15 protein-coding genes and 2 tRNA genes are annotated in these 16,993 nt (G+C 64.5%); 15 read left to right on the top strand and 2 right to left on the bottom strand.

Features of this window, described 5'->3' with window-relative positions:
- Positions 1–98: 98 nt before the first annotated feature.
- The 5 genes from lon to G5C33_RS14985 all read left to right on the top strand — a co-directional run bounded on the left by lon (position 99) and on the right by G5C33_RS14985 (position 8,029).
- The gene (gene lon, locus G5C33_RS15005; RefSeq protein ID WP_165327886.1) at positions 99–2,507 is read left to right on the top strand and encodes an endopeptidase La; all 2,409 of its coding nucleotides are present in this window, start codon (positions 99–101) and stop codon (positions 2,505–2,507) included.
- A gap of 180 nt (positions 2,508–2,687) precedes the next feature.
- Complete coding sequence (locus G5C33_RS15000; protein WP_165327885.1) at positions 2,688–2,960, top strand: HU family DNA-binding protein; 273 nt, start codon at positions 2,688–2,690, stop codon at positions 2,958–2,960.
- Between the two features lie 88 nt (positions 2,961–3,048).
- Positions 3,049–3,123 (top strand) — tRNA-Val (locus G5C33_RS14995).
- A 601-nt stretch (positions 3,124–3,724) separates the two neighbouring features.
- On the top strand, positions 3,725–5,299 hold the full coding sequence (locus G5C33_RS14990; RefSeq protein WP_165327884.1) for a hypothetical protein: 1,575 nt from the start codon (positions 3,725–3,727) through the stop codon (positions 5,297–5,299).
- An 81-nt stretch (positions 5,300–5,380) separates the two neighbouring features.
- A complete protein-coding gene (locus G5C33_RS14985; RefSeq protein WP_165327883.1) occupies positions 5,381–8,029 on the top strand; it encodes a TonB-dependent receptor domain-containing protein in 2,649 nt (882 codons plus the stop codon).
- A 142-nt stretch (positions 8,030–8,171) separates the two neighbouring features.
- On the opposite strand, the gene G5C33_RS14980 is transcribed toward G5C33_RS14985, so the two are convergent.
- The gene (locus G5C33_RS14980) at positions 8,172–8,846 is read right to left on the bottom strand and encodes a prolyl hydroxylase family protein (protein ID WP_165327882.1); all 675 of its coding nucleotides are present in this window, start codon (positions 8,844–8,846) and stop codon (positions 8,172–8,174) included.
- Between the two features lie 147 nt (positions 8,847–8,993).
- Here G5C33_RS14980 and G5C33_RS14975 point away from each other — a divergent pair, with 147 nt between their 5' ends.
- The 3 genes from G5C33_RS14975 (at position 8,994) to G5C33_RS14965 (ending at position 11,405) form a co-directional block, all read left to right on the top strand.
- Positions 8,994–10,115, top strand: a complete 1,122-nt coding sequence (locus G5C33_RS14975) for an ATPase, T2SS/T4P/T4SS family (RefSeq protein ID WP_165327881.1) — start codon at positions 8,994–8,996, stop codon at positions 10,113–10,115.
- A 71-nt stretch (positions 10,116–10,186) separates the two neighbouring features.
- Positions 10,187–10,263 (top strand) — tRNA-His (locus G5C33_RS14970).
- A 92-nt stretch (positions 10,264–10,355) separates the two neighbouring features.
- Entirely contained in the window at positions 10,356–11,405 is a 1,050-nt protein-coding gene (locus tag G5C33_RS14965) for a Glu/Leu/Phe/Val family dehydrogenase (protein ID WP_165327880.1), read from the top strand.
- A gap of 3 nt (positions 11,406–11,408) precedes the next feature.
- Here G5C33_RS14965 and G5C33_RS14960 read toward each other — a convergent pair whose 3' ends face one another.
- Positions 11,409–11,930: a PilZ domain-containing protein gene (locus G5C33_RS14960; RefSeq protein ID WP_165327879.1), complete on the bottom strand. Its 522-nt coding sequence runs from the start codon at positions 11,928–11,930 to the stop codon at positions 11,409–11,411.
- 221 nt (positions 11,931–12,151) lie between these two features.
- Between G5C33_RS14960 and ccmC the strand changes: the two genes are divergently transcribed.
- The 7 genes from ccmC to G5C33_RS14925 are packed head-to-tail and all read left to right on the top strand — an operon-like array spanning position 12,152 to position 16,993.
- The gene (ccmC, locus tag G5C33_RS14955; protein WP_165327878.1) at positions 12,152–12,871 is read left to right on the top strand and encodes a heme ABC transporter permease CcmC; all 720 of its coding nucleotides are present in this window, start codon (positions 12,152–12,154) and stop codon (positions 12,869–12,871) included.
- On the top strand, positions 12,868–12,999 hold the full coding sequence (gene ccmD / locus G5C33_RS14950; RefSeq protein WP_165327877.1) for a heme exporter protein CcmD: 132 nt from the start codon (positions 12,868–12,870) through the stop codon (positions 12,997–12,999). The genes ccmC and ccmD overlap by 4 nt, the downstream gene beginning before the upstream one ends.
- A complete protein-coding gene (ccmE, locus tag G5C33_RS14945) occupies positions 12,996–13,430 on the top strand; it encodes a cytochrome c maturation protein CcmE (RefSeq protein ID WP_165327876.1) in 435 nt (144 codons plus the stop codon). Before ccmD ends, ccmE begins: the two co-directional genes overlap by 4 nt.
- Entirely contained in the window at positions 13,427–15,358 is a 1,932-nt protein-coding gene (locus G5C33_RS14940; protein WP_165327875.1) for a heme lyase CcmF/NrfE family subunit, read from the top strand. The genes ccmE and G5C33_RS14940 overlap by 4 nt, the downstream gene beginning before the upstream one ends.
- Positions 15,355–15,882, top strand: a complete 528-nt coding sequence (locus G5C33_RS14935) for a DsbE family thiol:disulfide interchange protein (RefSeq protein ID WP_165327874.1) — start codon at positions 15,355–15,357, stop codon at positions 15,880–15,882. The genes G5C33_RS14940 and G5C33_RS14935 overlap by 4 nt, the downstream gene beginning before the upstream one ends.
- Positions 15,879–16,298: a cytochrome c-type biogenesis protein gene (locus tag G5C33_RS14930; RefSeq protein ID WP_165327873.1), complete on the top strand. Its 420-nt coding sequence runs from the start codon at positions 15,879–15,881 to the stop codon at positions 16,296–16,298. The genes G5C33_RS14935 and G5C33_RS14930 overlap by 4 nt, the downstream gene beginning before the upstream one ends.
- Positions 16,295–16,993 carry a tetratricopeptide repeat protein gene (locus tag G5C33_RS14925; RefSeq protein WP_165327872.1) on the top strand — a complete coding sequence of 233 codons (699 nt, stop codon included), beginning with the start codon at positions 16,295–16,297 and terminating at the stop codon, positions 16,991–16,993. Before G5C33_RS14930 ends, G5C33_RS14925 begins: the two co-directional genes overlap by 4 nt.

Raw genomic sequence — 16,993 nt, 5'->3', positions numbered from 1 at the left:
AGGGAATGAGGCTGTTCGTCGCCCCGGTGATTGATGCCCGGCGTGCAAGCACCATATAAATAGGGAAAGGCGCCGGTCTCGGCGCGGCTGGAGTATCCATGAAGCAATCCTACCCCGTTCTGCCCCTGCGCGACATCGTCGTCTTCCCGCATATGATCGTGCCGCTGTTCGTCGGCCGCGACAAGTCGGTTGCCGCGCTGGAAGCGGCAATGGCCGACGACAAGGAGATTTTCCTGGTCGCGCAGCTCGATCCGGCGGAAGACGACCCGGGTCGCGATGACCTCTATGACGTCGGCGTCTCGGCCGAAGTGCTGCAGCTTCTCAAGCTGCCCGACGGCACGGTGCGCGTGCTTGTCGCCGGCAAGGAGCGCGGCAGCCTCGACGGCATCGAAGAGAAGGACGGTTTTCTGGTCGCGGAAGTGTCTCCCGCAGAGGAAACCACCGAGAAGGAGGAAGAGCCGAACGCCGAAGTGAAGGCGCTGATGCGCTCGGTCGTCGACCAGTTCGAAAACTACGCCAAGCTCAACCGCAAGCTGCCCGCCGAAACTGCGGTCCAGCTCGGCGAGCTGGAGGAGCCCTCGCGTCTCGCAGACGCGGTCGCGGCGAATATCGCGGTGAAGGTATCCGACAAGCAGTCGCTGCTGGTCGAAGCCGATCCGGTCAAGCGGCTCGAAATGGTCTTCGCCTTCATGGAAGGCGAGCTGGGCGTGCTCCAGGTAGAGAAGAAGATCCGCAGTCGCGTGAAGCGGCAGATGGAGAAGACCCAGCGCGAATATTATCTCAACGAACAGCTCAAGGCGATTCAGCGCGAGCTGGGCAATGAGGGCGAGGAAGGCGAGGGCGACGAGATCGCCGAGCTGACCAACAAGATCGCCACGCTCAAGCTTTCAAAGGAAGCCAGGACCAAGGCGACGGCCGAGCTCAAGAAGCTCAAGACGATGGCGCCGATGAGTGCCGAGGCAACCGTCGTGCGCAACTATCTCGACGTGCTGCTCGGCCTGCCCTGGGGCAAGAAATCGAAACTCAAGAAGGATCTGGTCGAGGCGGAGAATGTGCTCGACGAGGATCACTATGCGCTTGAGAAGGTGAAGGACCGGATCGTCGAATATCTCGCGGTCCAGGCGCGCACCAACAAGCTCAAGGGGCCGATCCTGTGCCTCGTCGGCCCGCCGGGCGTCGGCAAGACCAGCCTCGGCAAGTCGATCGCCAAGGCGACGGGGCGCGAGTTCATCCGCCAGTCGCTGGGCGGCGTGCGCGACGAGGCCGAGATTCGCGGCCACCGCCGCACCTATATCGGCTCGCTGCCGGGCAAGATCGTGACCAATCTGAAAAAGGCGGGCACCGGGAATCCGCTGTTCCTGCTCGATGAGATCGACAAGCTGGGACAGGACTTCCGTGGCGATCCCGCTTCGGCGCTGCTCGAAGTGCTCGATCCCGAGCAGAACAACAAATTCAACGACCATTATCTGGAGATCGACATCGATCTTTCGGACGTGATGTTCGTGTGCACCGCCAATTCGCTCAACCTGCCGCAGCCCTTGCTCGACCGCATGGAGATCATTCGACTCGAAGGCTATACCGAGGATGAGAAGGTCGAAATCGCCCAGCGCCACCTGATCGACAAGCAGGTCGAGGCGCACGGCCTGAAGGAAGGCGAGTTCGAACTCACCACCGAAGGGCTGCGCGACCTGATCCGCTATTATACGCGCGAGGCGGGCGTGCGCACGCTCGAGCGCGAGATCGCCAAGCTGGCGCGCAAGGCGCTGCGCAAGATCCTCGAAGGCAAGGCGGAAAGCGTCGTCGTGACGCCGGAAAACCTCGCCGAGTTCTCTGGTGTGCGGAAATACCGCTTCGGGCTTTCCGAAGAGGAGCACCAGATCGGCGCGGTCACCGGGCTCGCCTGGACCGAGGTCGGCGGCGAATTGCTGACGATCGAAAGCGTCACCGTGCCCGGCAAGGGCGCGATCAAGACGACCGGCAAGCTGGGCGACGTGATGAAGGAATCGGTCGAGGCCGCGTTCAGCTTCGTGCGTGCCCGCGCACCGAGCTATGGCATCAAGCCGAGCCTGTTCGCGCGCAAGGATATCCATGTCCACCTGCCCGAAGGCGCTGTGCCCAAGGACGGGCCGTCGGCCGGTATCGGGCTGGTGACATCGATCGTGTCGACGCTGACCGGCGTTTCGGTGCGCAAGGACGTGGCGATGACCGGCGAGGTGACGCTGCGCGGCCGCGTGCTGCCGATCGGCGGCTTGAAGGAGAAGCTGCTCGCGGCGCTGCGCGGCGGCATCAAGACGGTGCTGATCCCGACCGAGAACGAAAAGGATCTCGCGGAGATTCCGGCCAACATCAAGGAAGGGCTGGAGATCATCCCGGTCGGCCATGTCGATGAGGTTCTGCGTCTCGCGCTCACCGATTCGCTGACGGCGATCGACTGGTCCGATGCGGATGAACTCGCGGCGCAGCCGCCGGCCGGTGTTTCCGGCTTTGGCGACACATTACCGCATTGAGTTTCGCACGGACTCGGCTAAGGCGGCCCCTTCCGGCGAAAGTTCGTCACGGATTCGTCATTTATGGCGGAATTGCGTCATGATTTCCTTTGACAGTGCGGACGTCAGCGGCCTTACTGTCATATCGGCTTTCGTCGATTCCAACGATTTCAGTAACTCAGTACAGGGGGTTCCCAGCGAATGAACAAGCAAGAACTGATCGGATTGGTTGCCGATACCGCCAGCCTGAGCAAGGGCGATGCGAGCAAGGCCGTTGAGGCCGTGTTCGATTCGATCTCGTCGGCGCTGAAAAAGGGTGACGAAGTCCGCCTGGTCGGCTTCGGCACGTTTTCGGTAAGCCAGCGCAAGGCTTCGGTTGGCCGCAATCCGCGCACCGGCGAAGAAATGACGATCAAGGCGTCGAATCAGCCCAAGTTCAAGGCCGGCAAGGGCCTGAAGGACGCCGTCAACTAATCTGCATGCAACGGGGGCTGGACAAGCCCCGGTTGCTTGCCTAGAGGCACGCCTCCCGCAGCGCGAGGCGCTGTTTCGTGATGGTTTCGGGCGCGTAGCTCAGTGGTAGAGCACTGTGTTCACACCGCAGGGGTCGCTGGTTCAATCCCAGCCGCGCCCACCATCGCACAAGGCCGGATCGCCCTGATATTTCGCTGATCGAAGCGAAATGTCAGGGCCGCCCGCCCGCCGCGCGGCTGTTCGCCTGCGCCGCTGCTCCCGCCGCTTTCAATGCCCGCGCTTGTTTCGCTGTGATCCTGCGTCCGTTTGCCCGACCGGGCTGCGCCGTAACGCATCGATGCTGCGCACGCGCGCCACGGCGGATTTCCCGGCATACCGGAATGCAGAATGCCGCCCGAACTCCCGGCGGCACAAAAATCGCCTGCTATCGCAGCCCCTCTGGCGCGTCTGCCCGGCCCGCGCACCCGCCAAACGTAGCAGGTGTTGCCGAGAGGCCACGTGACTCGAGCGAATGCTGTCCGTTTCGTTAATTTTACGATCGGGGATCGGTGCAGGATTCTGAGGCAAAATGGCTCGAATCTGCCTTCGCATCGAACATTGTAACATCACCGTCACCAAAGAGTCTCCGAACCGACGCCGAAGCCGCACTGCGGCGTCATCCAGCACTCCTAGGCGCCACTTCTGTGATCGGCCGGGGGCATCCGAGTCGATCCGACCGAATGCGTCTTTTCAGCCAGTCGGCCTCGACTCGGAACGGAGATATTATGGCCAGCATCAAACGCCTCAGCCTTATTCTGATGACCACCTGCGCGGGCGCCGCCCTTTCGGCGTGCGACGGCGCGAGCGACATTGCCTCGCCGGGCACGGGCGGCAACGTTATCATCAACAACCCGGCCCCGACGCCGACCCCCACGCCGACGCCCACGCCGACCGCGTCGCTCGTCACGCCCGCCACGGGCTGCCCGACGATCGCGGATCCGCAGGGCCTGACCGACGACGGCACGATCACCGGCCCGACCGGTGAATATCGTGTCTGCACGCTGCCGGACCGTATCAACACCTCGATCAACCTGCCGCAGATCGACGGCCTGCTGTATCGCCTCGGCGGCCGCGTTGACGTCGGTACCGACCAGGGCGCGACGTCGACCGGAACCGACGTGACCCTGTCGATCGAACCGGGGGTGATCATCTTCGGCGGCACCGGTGTTTCGTGGCTCGCGGTCAACCGCGGCAATGCCATCGATGCCGTCGGCACGCCCACCGACCCGATCATCTTCACCAGCCGCGACAACGTGCTGGGCCTCAACACCGACAGCTCGTCGGGCCAGTGGGGCGGTGTCGTTCTGATGGGCCGTGCGCCGATCACCGACTGCACCGTCACGCCGGGCGCGACCCCTGGCACCGCGGCCTGCGAGCGCCAGACCGAAGGCGCGGTTGATCCGGCCGTCTATGGCGGCGCCAACACCGCCGACAGCAGCGGGACGATGCAGTATGTGCAGATCCGCTACTCGGGCTATGTCCTTTCGGCGAACAACGAGCTTCAGTCGCTGACGACCGAAGGCATCGGAACCGGCACGACGCTCGACCACATCATGTCGTTCAACAGCTCGGACGACGCGGTCGAAATGTTCGGCGGGCGCGTCAACATGAAGTATTTCGTCGCCGTCGGCGCGGAAGACGACAATCTCGACACCGACACCGGCGTCAAGGCGCAGCTCCAGTTCGTCATCGCGGCGCAGCGTAACGGCGTGGGCGACACGATGCTCGAAGCCGACTCGGACAACTCGGTCGACGGCGATCTGCCGCGTCAGCACACGCAGGTGGCGAACTTCACCTTCCTGCAGCGTTCGAATGTCGGTAGCGACCTTGCCGCCATGTATATCCGCGGTGGCGCGGACTATTCGATGGCCAACGGTGTCGTCTCCAGCCCCAACTACACCTGCCTGCGTCTCAGCCGCACGCAGACCATCGCCGCCGCCAACGCCGCGATCGACGAAAACGGCCCGCCCGAATTCGAGTCGGTCGTGATGGACTGCGGTACGCCGACCTTCGCCGGCAACAGCGGCGTGACCGCCGCCGATGTCGAAACGGTGTTCAACGCGGGCACCAACAACGACGACGACTTCACGACCTCGCTGACCGACATGTTCGTCAACGGTTCGAACGAAGCCGGCGTCACGGCGTTCGACCTGACCACGGTCGGCATCTTCTGGACCGATACCGACTATATCGGCGCGGTCGAGGATGCGAACGACACCTGGTGGCAGGGCTGGACCTGCAATAGCTCGACGCTGGCCTTTGCCGGTTCGAGCGACTGCACCTCGCTTCCGACGAGCTAAGGCGCCTCTCGACGCCACAGGGCGGGGCGGCGCCATCGGGCGGCGCCCCGCCTCATATTTTGAATTCAAGGGGGTAAGGCGATGAAGAAGCCGCTGCGGCTCGCACATGTTTTGATGTTCACGACTGCGCTGGTGGCGCCTGCAGTGGCGCATGCCCAGGACGCAGCCGGACAGGAAGTATCGGACACGGCGCAAGCGCCGCAGGATCAGGAGTATGAATCGCCTGACGTTTCCGTCCCCGGTGGCGAAATCGTGGTGCGGACGGGGGCCTTCAATATCGAGCAGGACACGGCGGAAGTCGTATCGCTGCTGTCGGCCGAAGACATTGCCCGTACCGGTGAAGGCGACATTGCCGGCGCGCTGTCGCGCGTGACGGGCCTCAGCGTCGTCGGCAACGGCTTCGTCTATGTCCGCGGCCTGGGCGACCGTTATTCGCTCGCGCTGCTCAACGGTTCGCCGTTGCCCAGCCCCGAACCGCTCAAGCGTGTCGTTCCCCTCGACATCTTCCCGACCAACGTGATTTCCTCGTCGCTGGTGCAGAAGACCTATTCGGTCAACTATCCCGGCGAATTCGGCGGCGGCGTGATCAACCTGACGACCAAGTCCGTCCCCGAAGAAACGTTCGTCACCGTTAGCGGCAGCATCGGCGGCGACACCTTCACCACCGGCAATCTCGGCTATGTCTATCGCGGCAGCGAACAGGACTGGACCGGATTCGACAACGGCGTGCGCGACATTCCTCCCGCGCTGCAGTCCTTCTTCGACAGCGGCAACCGCATCAGCGACCTTTCGCAGGACCAGCGCGAGGCAATCGCCGAGCAATTGATCACCGGCAACAATTCGGTGTTGCAGACCAACAAGAACATGGCGCCCAACTGGAGCGCCGGACTGACCACAGGCACCGCTATCGATATCGGCAGCGATGCCCGCCTGGGGATCATCGCCACCGCCGGGTACAGCAACAAGTTCCGCACCCGCCAGACCACGCAGCAGTCGCCGGCCTCGGCTGACCTTTCGCTCAAGGAACTGGATTTCGACCGGGTGATCACCGACGAACATGTCGTCGTCGACGGGATGCTCGGTTTCGGTCTGGAATTCGGCGAACACCGTATCCGCTGGACCAACCTCTATATCCGCGACACGCTCAAGCAGGCGCGTCTGGGTGTCGGCACCCGCGCCACTTCGGCGTCGGGCGCCACCTTCATGCAGCAGGACACGGCCTGGTTCGAACGTCAGCTCATCGACAGCCAGATCGTAGGCGAGTTCAAATCGCCCGGTGACGGCCTCTCGGTTGACTGGCGTCTCGGCTATGCCAATTCGCAGCGTGAGGCCCCGGACGAGATCAGCTTCGAATATTATCGCAGCAACCGCGCGAACGATCCCTATGGCGATCTGTTCATCAACCGTCTGAACAACGGCCAGAACGGGTCGGCGTCGATCGCCTTTTCGAACCTCGACGAGGATCTCTGGTCGGGCGGCGTCGACGTCAGCGCCGAACTGACTCCGTCAATCACGGTTTCGGCGGGCTATGCCTTCGCGGATACCGAACGTACGTCGAGCCGCCGTGAATTCCAGTTCGTCGCGCCGAACAACGGGCAGAATTTCCCGCCTGCCGTGCTGCGCCCCGATCTGCTGCTGGGCGATGCGATCATCGATTATTACAACATCAACCTGATCGAAACGACCGAAAGTGATCCGGCGTTCGAGGCGAAGCTGCGTACCGACGCAGGCTATTTCCAGTTCAACGCGGAACTGGCTATGGGATTGTCGCTCAACGGCGGCGTCCGCTACGAGACGGCGCGCCAGACGGTCAATCCGATCGAAGTGTTCACCGTGCCGTCCAATTCGGGCGCCTCGACTTCGCTTCAGAACGAATATTGGCTGCCCGCCGCGACGCTGACCTGGGAATTCGCCGACAATATGCAATTGCGCGTCAGCGGTTCGAAGACGATCGCGCGTCCGCAGTTCCGCGAATTGCTTTTCCAGCAATATTATGACCCGGAATCAAACCGGCTCTATCGTGGTAATCCGTCGCTTCAGGACAGCCAGCTCTACAACGCTGAAGCGCGTGTGGAATGGTATACCGGGCGCGACCAGCGCGTCTCGGCCGCCGGTTTCTTCAAGCGGATCGACAATCCGATCGAAACCTATACCGGCTTCACCGACAACGTGACCGAAACCAGCTTTGCCAACGCACCCGAGGCCAATCTCTACGGTGCGGAACTCGAAGCGCAGAAATATTTCGACGCCTTCGGCTCGCGGCGGATCGTCGCGATCGCCAACTACACCTACACCCACTCGGAACTGAAGGTGGGCAGCGGCGACACGGTCGAGATCTACACATCGGGCACGCAGCCGGCGCTCAACGTCTTCCGCGACGGCGTGCCGTTGACCGGCCAGTCGGACCATCTCGTCAATGTGCAGCTGGGACTCGAGGATGAGGACAGCCTGTCGGCGCAGACGTTCCTGCTTTCCTATGCCAGCAAGCGTGTGACCAGCCGTGCCCCGTTCGGCCAGCCGGACATCTACGAATATCCGGGCGTTCGCCTCGACTTCGTGGCGCGCCAGGGCATTTACCTGGGCGGCATCGAAGCCGAGCTGAAGCTGGAGGTCCGCAACATCCTGGGCACCGACTACAAGGAGTATCAGGAAAGCGGGGACAATCGCATCTACTACAACCTCTATGAGGTTGGAACGAGCGGCTCGCTGGGGCTGAGCATCACTTTCTGATCCGAAAGGCCGGTCCCGTACGGCCGGCCGGTTTGGGAAAATGGGCGGCGGTCGCGCGCATGCGCAGCCGCCGCCTTCGCGATCCGGCAATGCCGTGAGGGTTCGCACCGCGCCGCCGCTGGTTAGCGCCGGCGACGGCGCTTCAGCCCCAGGGGCGTTCGCGAAACCATTTCGTGATCACATATTTGGTGCCCGCACGTACCTTCATCGCGTGATGAATCGTCGCCGGGTTCGGCGAACCGTCGGCCCGCAAATTGCTCCAGGCGAGCAGCTTGCCGGTTTCCGGTTGCATGATCTTGTTGATCGCCTTGAACCGCGTCGCGCCGCCTGCTTCGGGCTCGTTCAGATAGATCATCACCGTCCAGGTGCGCTGTCCGGCGACGCTGCAATAGCGTTCATAGCCTTCGCCGCTGGGCTCGAAATAATCGGTATGCGCCTTGAACTCCTGTCCCACGGCATAGCGCTGGCCCTGGATCGGCTCGCCATGAACGGGATCGAGCCCGGTGAAGTCGCAGATCAGCCGATCGACCTGCGCCACCAGCGGATCGGCTTCGTCGAGATCGCAGGTCTCGCTGGTTCGAAACGCATAGTCGCCATTGTGATCGGAGATGGTCGAGGGGCGACGCTGTGCATCGATCCGCTCCATCACCTGCGCGCAAAGGCCGGGATCGAGAAAACGCTTGGCGACAAACAGGGTGAGCTTGGGTGACGGCGCGCGCTGAATGCCGGGCCGTTCGGCAAGGTGCGCGACGACAGGTTCCTGCGGTTGCCCGGATCCGAAACGGCGAGCCGCGGAATAAGGCGCTTCGGTCAACATGAAGTTGCTTTTGCCAAATAGCAGGGCGAATCGCCAGCGCCTGGCGGCAGGATCGTCCGTGGTCACAAAAGCGCAATGCAACTGTCACCTGACTTTCTTAGGGGCGGTCTCCAGGAGCAGGATGACAACCGGAGGGGCGGAAGCGCTTTGCTGGCAACCACGGATGGGCAATCGGACCGGACGGAACCGGGAGCGACGACGGCGGTGCTGGATGCATTGATCGAACGCGCCCGCGCGCTGGGCGCCAGCACATTGCATTGCGAACCGATGCCGGGCGGGGGCTATTCGGTGCGCGCCCGCATTTCGGGGGCGTTGCGCGAACTGACGACTCTGCGATGTTCCGAAGCCGACCGACTGCTCGATGACGCACGGCAATATGTCGCTCACCCGGAGTTGCAGATTGGATTTTCCCTGAGCGAGCCGGAACTCGCCGATGGTGCACCGTTGCTGATCGCGCTTTCGCCCGACGAGAACAGGCTCGGCCCGCTGCGGAGGCTCGGCATGCCTCCGGCGCTGGTCGGGATGCTCGAACGCTTTGCGCGGCGTGGGCAGGGACTGGTGGTGTTCACCGGCGCGGAAGGTGCCGGGGTTTCCACATCGCTCGACGCAGCAGGGCAGCTGGCCGCGCGCGGGATGAGCCGGGTGCTGCGATCGCCGCCGCCGGCCGGTCCGCCCGAGAGTGAGGAGGCGCTTGCCGCCATTCGCCGGCAGATCGATCGCGACCCCGATGTGCTGCTGCTCGAATCGCTGACTATGCCCGGTCAAGTTGCACTTGCCATCCGCGCGGCAGGCGAGGGGCGGCTGGTGCTGGCAGGGACCGGCGCTCCCAATGCCGTGGCGGCGATTGCGCGAATCGCGTCGGGGCGCATCGACCGGTTCCAGCTCGCCGCCAATCTCCGCGCGGTGGTTTCGCAGCGGCTGGTGCGCAGATTGTGCCGGCATTGCCGCGTACCGCAGCAGGCCACGGGATCCGAATCGGCGCTGCTGGGATTCGATTCGGGTTCGGTCGTGTTCGCGCCCGGCGGATGCGAGCATTGCGACGGTACAGGATATGCCGGGCGCACGGGCGTCTTCAGCTGGATCGAAATCGATTCGGCGATGGCGCGACTGATCGATGCCGGCGCAGACGAAGTGCTGCTTACCCGCCATGCCAGCCTGACTGGCCCGAGCCTCGGCACCGCGGCGCGCGCGATGGTCCGCGACGGTACGATCCCGGCGGCGGAAGCCGTCCGCATCTCGCGTGAGACGACCAGCACCGTCACTGGATAGATTTGCGGGAAATACGGTGCAGACCATGCTTGCGCTCGCGCTTCGCTCCGGCTAAGCGCGCAACCTTCGCGGCGATCGTAGCTCAGTTGGTTAGAGCACCGGTTTGTGGTACCGGGGGTCGTGGGTTCAAGTCCCATCGGTCGCCCCATTATTACGGTCTGTGCCGGCCCCGTTTCCCGATCCGTTTCCGATCCGAAAGGCGAGGCCGAGCCTGCGGATCGAAGGCTGGGAGTGTAAGGCGTGCCGGACTGGGGCTTTCCCGATTTCGACGACCATGAGGGCGTCCACCTCTTCACAGACCCCGTTTCGGGACTGCGCGCGGTAATCGCGGTGCACTCGACCGCCCTCGGCCCCGCGGCGGGCGGCGTGCGCTACTGGTATTATGCCGATAGCAGCGCGGCGATCACCGATGCGCTGCGCCTTTCGCGCGGGATGAGCTACAAGAACGCGATGGCCGGGCTGCCGATCGGCGGCGGCAAGGGCGTCGTGCTCGCACCCAGGCCGCACGATACGATCAGCACCGCGCAGCTCGAAGCGTTCGGCCGCGCGGTGGAATCGCTGGGTGGGCGTTATGTGACAGCCGAAGATGTCGGCATGTCCGAAGCGCGAATGAAGGTGATCGCCAGCCAGACGCGCTATGTTTCCGGCCTGCCGGTTGCGGAAGGCAGCGCAGGGGGGGATCCCGGCCCCTCGACCGCGCTGGGCATCTATCTGGGCGTCAGGGCTGCAGCGAAGCGCGCGCTCGGCGTCGATTCGATGGCTGGCGTGCATGTCGCGGTTCAGGGTGTCGGCAGTGTCGGTAGCGGGCTCGTCCGGCGGCTGGCGAAGGACGGCGCGAAGCTGACCCTGGCCGACGTCAATGCCGACAAGGCTGCTGCCCTGGCAGCCGAGCTGGGTGCCGACACGGTGCCTGCCGACGAAATCCTGGCGCTGCCGGCCGATATCTTCAGTCCCAATGCACTCGGCGCGATCCTGACCGAATCGAGCATCCCGCAGCTTCAGTGCAAGGTGGTGGCGGGCGGCGCGAACAACCAGCTCGCAACGCGGCTCGATGGGCCGCGGCTGCACGCACGCGGCATCCTCTATGCGCCCGATTACGTGATCAACGCCGGGGGCATCATCAATGTCGGGCTGGAATATCTGGGGCAGGGCGACCGCGCCGAAGTCGAAGCGCGGATCGCGAAGATCCCCGAGCGGCTCGAACAGGTGTGGGAGGAGAGCGAGCGCAGCGGCGATCCCGAAAGCGAAGTCGCCGATCGTATTGCGCAGCGGTTGATCGGCCGCGGCTGAGGCCTAGGCAGAATCGGTTTCCGGCGCGGTTGAGAGACGGCTCAGCAGCATTTCGACTCGTTGCTGGCGTACGGCATTTTCGAACGCCAGCGCGGCATTCTGGCAATCGGCGCCGAGCGCTGCGATCTGGCTGCCCGCTTCGTCGGCGCTGCGCTGCGCTGCGGCGACTCGGCGACATTGTTCGGAGAGCCGGTGCAGTTCCTCGGCATCGCGCTCACTCAGCGCGCCGTGCATTTCGATCATCTCGGCAACCTGCACGTCGTCGAGCGGCACGGCGAAGCGGATGCCCGCGAACGGCCCGGCGGCCCATGCCGTATGGCAATAGCGAGGCGGCAAATGGCCGACCATCAGCCACAGGCTGGATCCGGCGACGAGTTGCGTTCGCGCCATCAGCCTGCACCCTCCGGTGGACAGGTCCAGTAGTTTGCCCGGCTCGCGCACCTGACCCGGGAGTCGCAGCGAAACCGCTGCTTTCAGCGCGAAACGCGCTTGTTGCCGCCGTTCGAGGCGGATTTCTTCATCCATGTGCCTTGCCCTTACCCCGGGGAGAGGATGGTGCCCAACCCTTGCCGAGACATGGCCGAACAAAGTGAATCCGGCATGCGCCCTATCAATTAATCGTGCTTTGCCGGGAGGCTCGGGAATTCTGCGGAAGCTGTCCTTTCCGCGAGTCAGGTCGTTACGCTCGGCGATGCGGATAATCCTCAAGTGGATTCTCTTCGCGAAGCTAGGTAGAGCGCGCGCAAATGTTTCATGCCCTCGCCAATCCCACGCGCTTTTTGAAGCTCGCGCGGCCACTGACTCCCCTGTTCTTCTGGGTTGGGGTGGTGCTTGCCCTGTTTGGTGCATGGGCGGGGCTGACGCTGACGCCGCCTGATTATCTGCAGGGTGAAAGTGTGCGCATCCTGTATATCCACGTTCCCGCGGCCTGGCTCGGCATGGCGGGGTGGGGCGCGGTGGCCGCATCGAGCCTGGCGTTCCTGGTCTGGCGCCATCCGCTGGCGAGCGTCGCCGCGCGCGCGGTGGCGCCGGCCGGTGCATTGTTCGCGGCGCTTTGCCTGATCACCGGATCGATCTGGGGGCGCCCGACCTGGGGAACCTGGTGGGAATGGGATGGGCGGTTGACCAGCATGCTGCTGCTCTTCTTCGTCTATCTCGCCTATGTCGCGCTCGCGCGGGCCGATGCCGATCGCGGCGGCGACGGGCGCGTGCCGGCGCTGTTCGGCGTGGCGGGCACCGTGCTGCTGCCGATCATCCGCTATTCGGTGGTTTGGTGGAATACGCTCCATCAGGGGCAGAGCATCGGCCTGACCGGATCGAGCATCGACGGATCGATGATCTGGCCGCTCTGGTTCACACTTTTCGGCTTCAGCTTCTTTTTCGCCGGCATCGCGCTGATGCGGATGCGTGCGCTGCTGGCGCAGGCGAAGGTCGAGGCGCGTTTGAAGCGGATGGCGCAACCATGAACCACTGGGCCTTCATCACCGCTGCCTATGTCATCACCTTCGCGGGCGCCGCGGCGCTTGCGCTGCTGAGCTGGCGCGCCATGCGCAAAGCAGAAGCTGCCGCCGACGCATTGAGGAAACGTCCATGAAGCCCAAGCATCAACGCATGGTCCTCGCCGCGCTGGCGATGGTGGCCGTGGTCGGCGCTGGTGGCCTTGCGCTTTCGGGCCTGCGCGATGAAGCGGCCTTTTTCTATGCCCCTGCCGATGCGAAGGAAGCGCCCCCCGAAACGGGTCGCGCGGTTCGGCTGGGCGGCATGGTCGCTGCCGGATCGATCCAGCGTGCAGCCGATGGCGTGACCATTGATTTCGTGGTTACTGACGGCAAGGAAAGCGTGCCGGTGACCTTTACCGGTGTCGTCCCCGATCTGTTCAAGGAAGATTCGGGCGTGGTCGCCGAAGGCCATTTCAACGCCGACGGCAGCTTCACCGCGACCAATCTGCTCGCCAAGCATGACGAGCGCTACATGCCGCCCGAAGTGGCGGGCGCGATGCACAAGAGCGAGACGCTGGACCAATGATCGCCGAAGCAGGGCTTGCGGCGCTGTGGCTCGCCGCGGCGATGGCGCTTTTCCAGATCGGCATGGCCTGGGCAGGCGCCTCGGGCGGGGCGGATTCTCCGCTGTATCTGCGTGCGACGCGCGGGGTGGCGCTGGCCCAGGGTGTCCTGGCGGCGACTGCATTCGCAATGCTGATCTGGGTCTTCGCCCGGTCGGACATGTCGGTGCTGCTGGTTGTCGACAACAGCCATTCGCTCAAGCCCATGCTTTACAAGCTGTCCGGCGCATGGGGGAATCACGAAGGCTCGATGCTGCTGTGGGTGACGGTTCTTGCCGTCGCGGGCGCGGCGGTCGCGCTTTTCGAACGGAGGCTCGAGGAGCGTACGCTTGCCGCGACGCTTGGCGCACAGGCGCTGATCGGCATGGGCTTCTATGCCTTTCTGCTCTTCGCCTCCAATCCGTTCGCGCGGATCAACCCCGCCCCCGCAGACGGGCAGGGGCTCAACCCGCTGTTGCAGGATCCCGGTCTCGCCTTCCATCCGCCCACGCTTTATTTCGGCTATGTCGGGCTGTCGGTCGCCTTTTCCTTCGCGGTCGGCGCCCTGCTGGTGCGCGATGTCGGTCCGGCCTTCGCGCGCGCGATGCGCCCCTGGGTGCTGGCGGCGTGGATATTCCTCACCATCGGCATCACGGCGGGCAGCTACTGGGCCTATTATGAACTCGGCTGGGGCGGCTGGTGGTTCTGGGATCCGGTGGAGAACGCCTCGCTGATGCCCTGGCTGGCGGCGACCGCGCTGCTGCATTCGGTAACGGTGCTGGCGACGCGCGACGGGCTGAGGGCCTGGACGCTGATGCTCGCTGTGGTCGCTTTCTCGATGTCGATGGTCGGCACATTCCTTGTCCGCTCGGGTATCCTGACCAGTGTGCACGCCTTTGCAGTCGATCCGCTGCGCGGCAGCTTCATCCTGATCCTGCTCGGCCTTTATATCGGCGGCGCGCTGCTGCTCTTCGCGACCCGCGTGGGGACGGTGAAACAGGGGGCGACGTTCGAATTCGTCAGTCGCGAAGGCGCGCTGGTGATCAACAATCTGCTGCTCAGCGTGATTCTTGGCGTGGTGCTGATCGGCACGCTTTATCCGCTGGTGGCGCAGGCGATGGGCGAGCAGCTTTCGATCGGCGCGCCTTTCTTCAACAAAGTGACGGTGCCGGTTGCGCTGGCACTCGTTGTAGTCACGGTGGCCGGCCCGCTGCTGCGCTGGCGGCGCGACACATGGCGCGCGCTGGGCAGGCGGATGCTGATGCCGTTCGCAGCGAGCATTGCCGCAGCGATGCTGCTGTTCCTGTTCGCGCGGGACGCCGGCCTGTATCCGATTCTGGGCCTGATCTTCGCCGCGGGACTGGCGGTCGGCAGTCTGCTGCCGTTGGTGGGCCGCAATCTGCGCCGCACGCCGCTGCACATCTGGGGCATGGCCATTGCGCATCTGGGTGTCGCTGTCTCGATCGCCGGCATGGCGGCGGACAGCGGTTTCACCAAAGAGCGGCTGGCCGCGATCCCGATCGGCGAATCGCTCGAAGTCGGGCCGTATCGCGTCACGCTCGCCGATGTCGGCCCCACGGTCGGCCCCAACTGGTCGGCGCTCGAAGCCCGGCTGGAGGCTCGGCGGGGCGAAGGCGCGGTGTTCCTGCTACGCCCGCAGCAACGCTATTTCTCGAATCCGGTAACATCGACCAGCGAAGCGGCGATCGCCACGCGCTGGGACGGCCAGCTCTACGCCGTGCTCGGCAATGGCAGCGACCAGGGCCGCTGGCAGCTTCGGCTGTGGTGGAAGCCCTTTGTCACGCTGATCTGGGGCGGGGGTGGTTTGATCGCGCTGGGCGGCGTGCTGTCGCTGGTGGGGCGCCTGTGGCGCGAGCGCCGCAAGCGTCAGGCCGAAGAGGATGACGAATGAGACGCCTGCTCATCTGGTTGCCGCTGGCGGCTTTCCTGCTGCTGCTGGGCGTCGCTATTCGCGGCATCGTCAGTCCCGGTGAGCGTGCCGTCCGCTCGGCGCTGATCGGCCAGCCGGTGCCGCTGCTCAAGATCGACCCGCTGTTCGAAGGGCGTCCGGGCATCGATTCCGATGCGCTGGCGACGGGCGAGCCGATCCTGCTCAACCTGTTCGCCAGCTGGTGCGTGCCCTGCATCGCCGAAGCGCCGCAACTGATGAAGCTGAAGGAGGAGGGCGTTCCCATCTACGGAGTCGCCGTGCGCGATACGCCCGAGGAAATGCGCCGCTTCCTGAACGAGAATGGCGATCCTTATACTGCCATCGGCGATGACCGGACGAGCCAGGTCAGTATCGCGCTCGGCGCCTCCGGCGTGCCCGAAACCTATGTGATCGACGGGCAGGGCAGGATCGTGAAGCAGCATATCGGCTATATCGGGTCGCAGGACATGGATGAACTTCGCAAGGCGCTGGAGGCGGCCGAATGACGGCTCTTCGTGCTCTTGTCGTCGCGCTGTTGCTGATGGTGCCGGCGCTCTCCTTCGCCCAGTCGAACCGGCCGCCGGCGCCGCTTGCCTATACCCAGCTGGAAGATCCGCAGGCCGAGGCGCAGGCGCAGGAATTGATGGAAGAACTGCGTTGCCTGGTTTGCCAGGGCCAGTCGATTGCCGACAGCGATGCCGAAATGGCCGGTGACATGCGCGCGCTGGTGCGTGAGCGGATCGCCGCCGGCGAAAGCGCGGACGATATCCGTGAATGGCTGATCGCGCGCTATGGCGATTATGTGACCTATGATCCGCCGCTGAGCTGGGTCACGGCGCCACTCTGGATCGCACCGGTCCTGCTGCTCGTTTTCGGCGTCGTGGTCGCTCGGCGCAGCTTTCGGCGAGGGAGCGGGCAATGACGGGCTGGTTGATTCTTATGGGCCTCGCGCTGGCCGTGATCGGGATTCTCTGGCTGATGCGGTTTCCGGCGAAGCTCGGCACGTTCCTGTTAGCGGCACTGGTCTTCGGTGCCGCAGGCTATGCCTGGCAGGGCAGCCCGGGTCTATCCGGCGCGCCGGTGTCGACCGAACCCGTTCGTCAGCCGGTCGACCCCGGGCTGGTCGAACTGCGCAACAAGCTGTTCGGCGAACTCACTGCCGAGCGTCCCTATTTCATCGCCTCCGATGCGATGATGCGCGCGGGCAAGTCGGGCCGCGCGGTGCAGGTGATGCTGGGCGCGGTGCACAACAGCCCGAGAAACGGCTCGCTCTGGGCATGGCTGGGCCTCACGATGGCGCAGCATGACGGCGCAATCACGCCACCCGCCCGGCTGGCGTTCGAAAAAGCGCTGGCGCTGTGGCCCGATCATCCCGGCCCGGTCTTCTTCCTGGGGCTGGCGCATATCCGTGCCAGTGATTTCGTCGAGGCCCGCCGCTGGTGGGCGAAAGCGCTCGAGCTGACGCCCGAGGGGGCGAACTACCGCGAGGATATCGCCCAGCGGCTGATGCTGCTCGACCGGCTGCTGGCCCAGGCGGGTGTCGACCCGGAAACGGGTGCGGCAGCTCCGACGCGCGAGGGGGGGATTGCGCCGGAGCCGCCGACCTCTGCGCGCTGA

Origin of the sequence: Sphingosinithalassobacter tenebrarum (assembly GCF_011057975.1) — a bacterium.
Taxonomy (GTDB): domain Bacteria; phylum Pseudomonadota; class Alphaproteobacteria; order Sphingomonadales; family Sphingomonadaceae; genus Sphingomonas; species Sphingomonas tenebrarum.
The sequence above is the reverse complement of the archived record's forward strand: the minus strand, read 5'-3'. Positions and strand labels throughout refer to the sequence as shown.

Coding starts and splice junctions, on each gene's coding strand:
- G5C33_RS14940 (WP_165327875.1), top strand. CDS start 13,427: ATGATCGCCGAAGCAGGGCTTGCGGCGCTGTGGCTCGCCGCGGCGATG.
- G5C33_RS14935 (WP_165327874.1), top strand. CDS start 15,355: ATGAGACGCCTGCTCATCTGGTTGCCGCTGGCGGCTTTCCTGCTGCTG.
- ccmE (WP_165327876.1), top strand. CDS start 12,996: ATGAAGCCCAAGCATCAACGCATGGTCCTCGCCGCGCTGGCGATGGTG.
- G5C33_RS15000 (WP_165327885.1), top strand. CDS start 2,688: ATGAACAAGCAAGAACTGATCGGATTGGTTGCCGATACCGCCAGCCTG.
- G5C33_RS14930 (WP_165327873.1), top strand. CDS start 15,879: ATGACGGCTCTTCGTGCTCTTGTCGTCGCGCTGTTGCTGATGGTGCCG.
- G5C33_RS14960 (WP_165327879.1), bottom strand. CDS start 11,930: ATGGATGAAGAAATCCGCCTCGAACGGCGGCAACAAGCGCGTTTCGCG.
- G5C33_RS14980 (WP_165327882.1), bottom strand. CDS start 8,846: ATGTTGACCGAAGCGCCTTATTCCGCGGCTCGCCGTTTCGGATCCGGG.
- G5C33_RS14925 (WP_165327872.1), top strand. CDS start 16,295: ATGACGGGCTGGTTGATTCTTATGGGCCTCGCGCTGGCCGTGATCGGG.
- ccmD (WP_165327877.1), top strand. CDS start 12,868: ATGAACCACTGGGCCTTCATCACCGCTGCCTATGTCATCACCTTCGCG.
- ccmC (WP_165327878.1), top strand. CDS start 12,152: ATGTTTCATGCCCTCGCCAATCCCACGCGCTTTTTGAAGCTCGCGCGG.
- G5C33_RS14985 (WP_165327883.1), top strand. CDS start 5,381: ATGAAGAAGCCGCTGCGGCTCGCACATGTTTTGATGTTCACGACTGCG.
- G5C33_RS14990 (WP_165327884.1), top strand. CDS start 3,725: ATGGCCAGCATCAAACGCCTCAGCCTTATTCTGATGACCACCTGCGCG.
- lon (WP_165327886.1), top strand. CDS start 99: ATGAAGCAATCCTACCCCGTTCTGCCCCTGCGCGACATCGTCGTCTTC.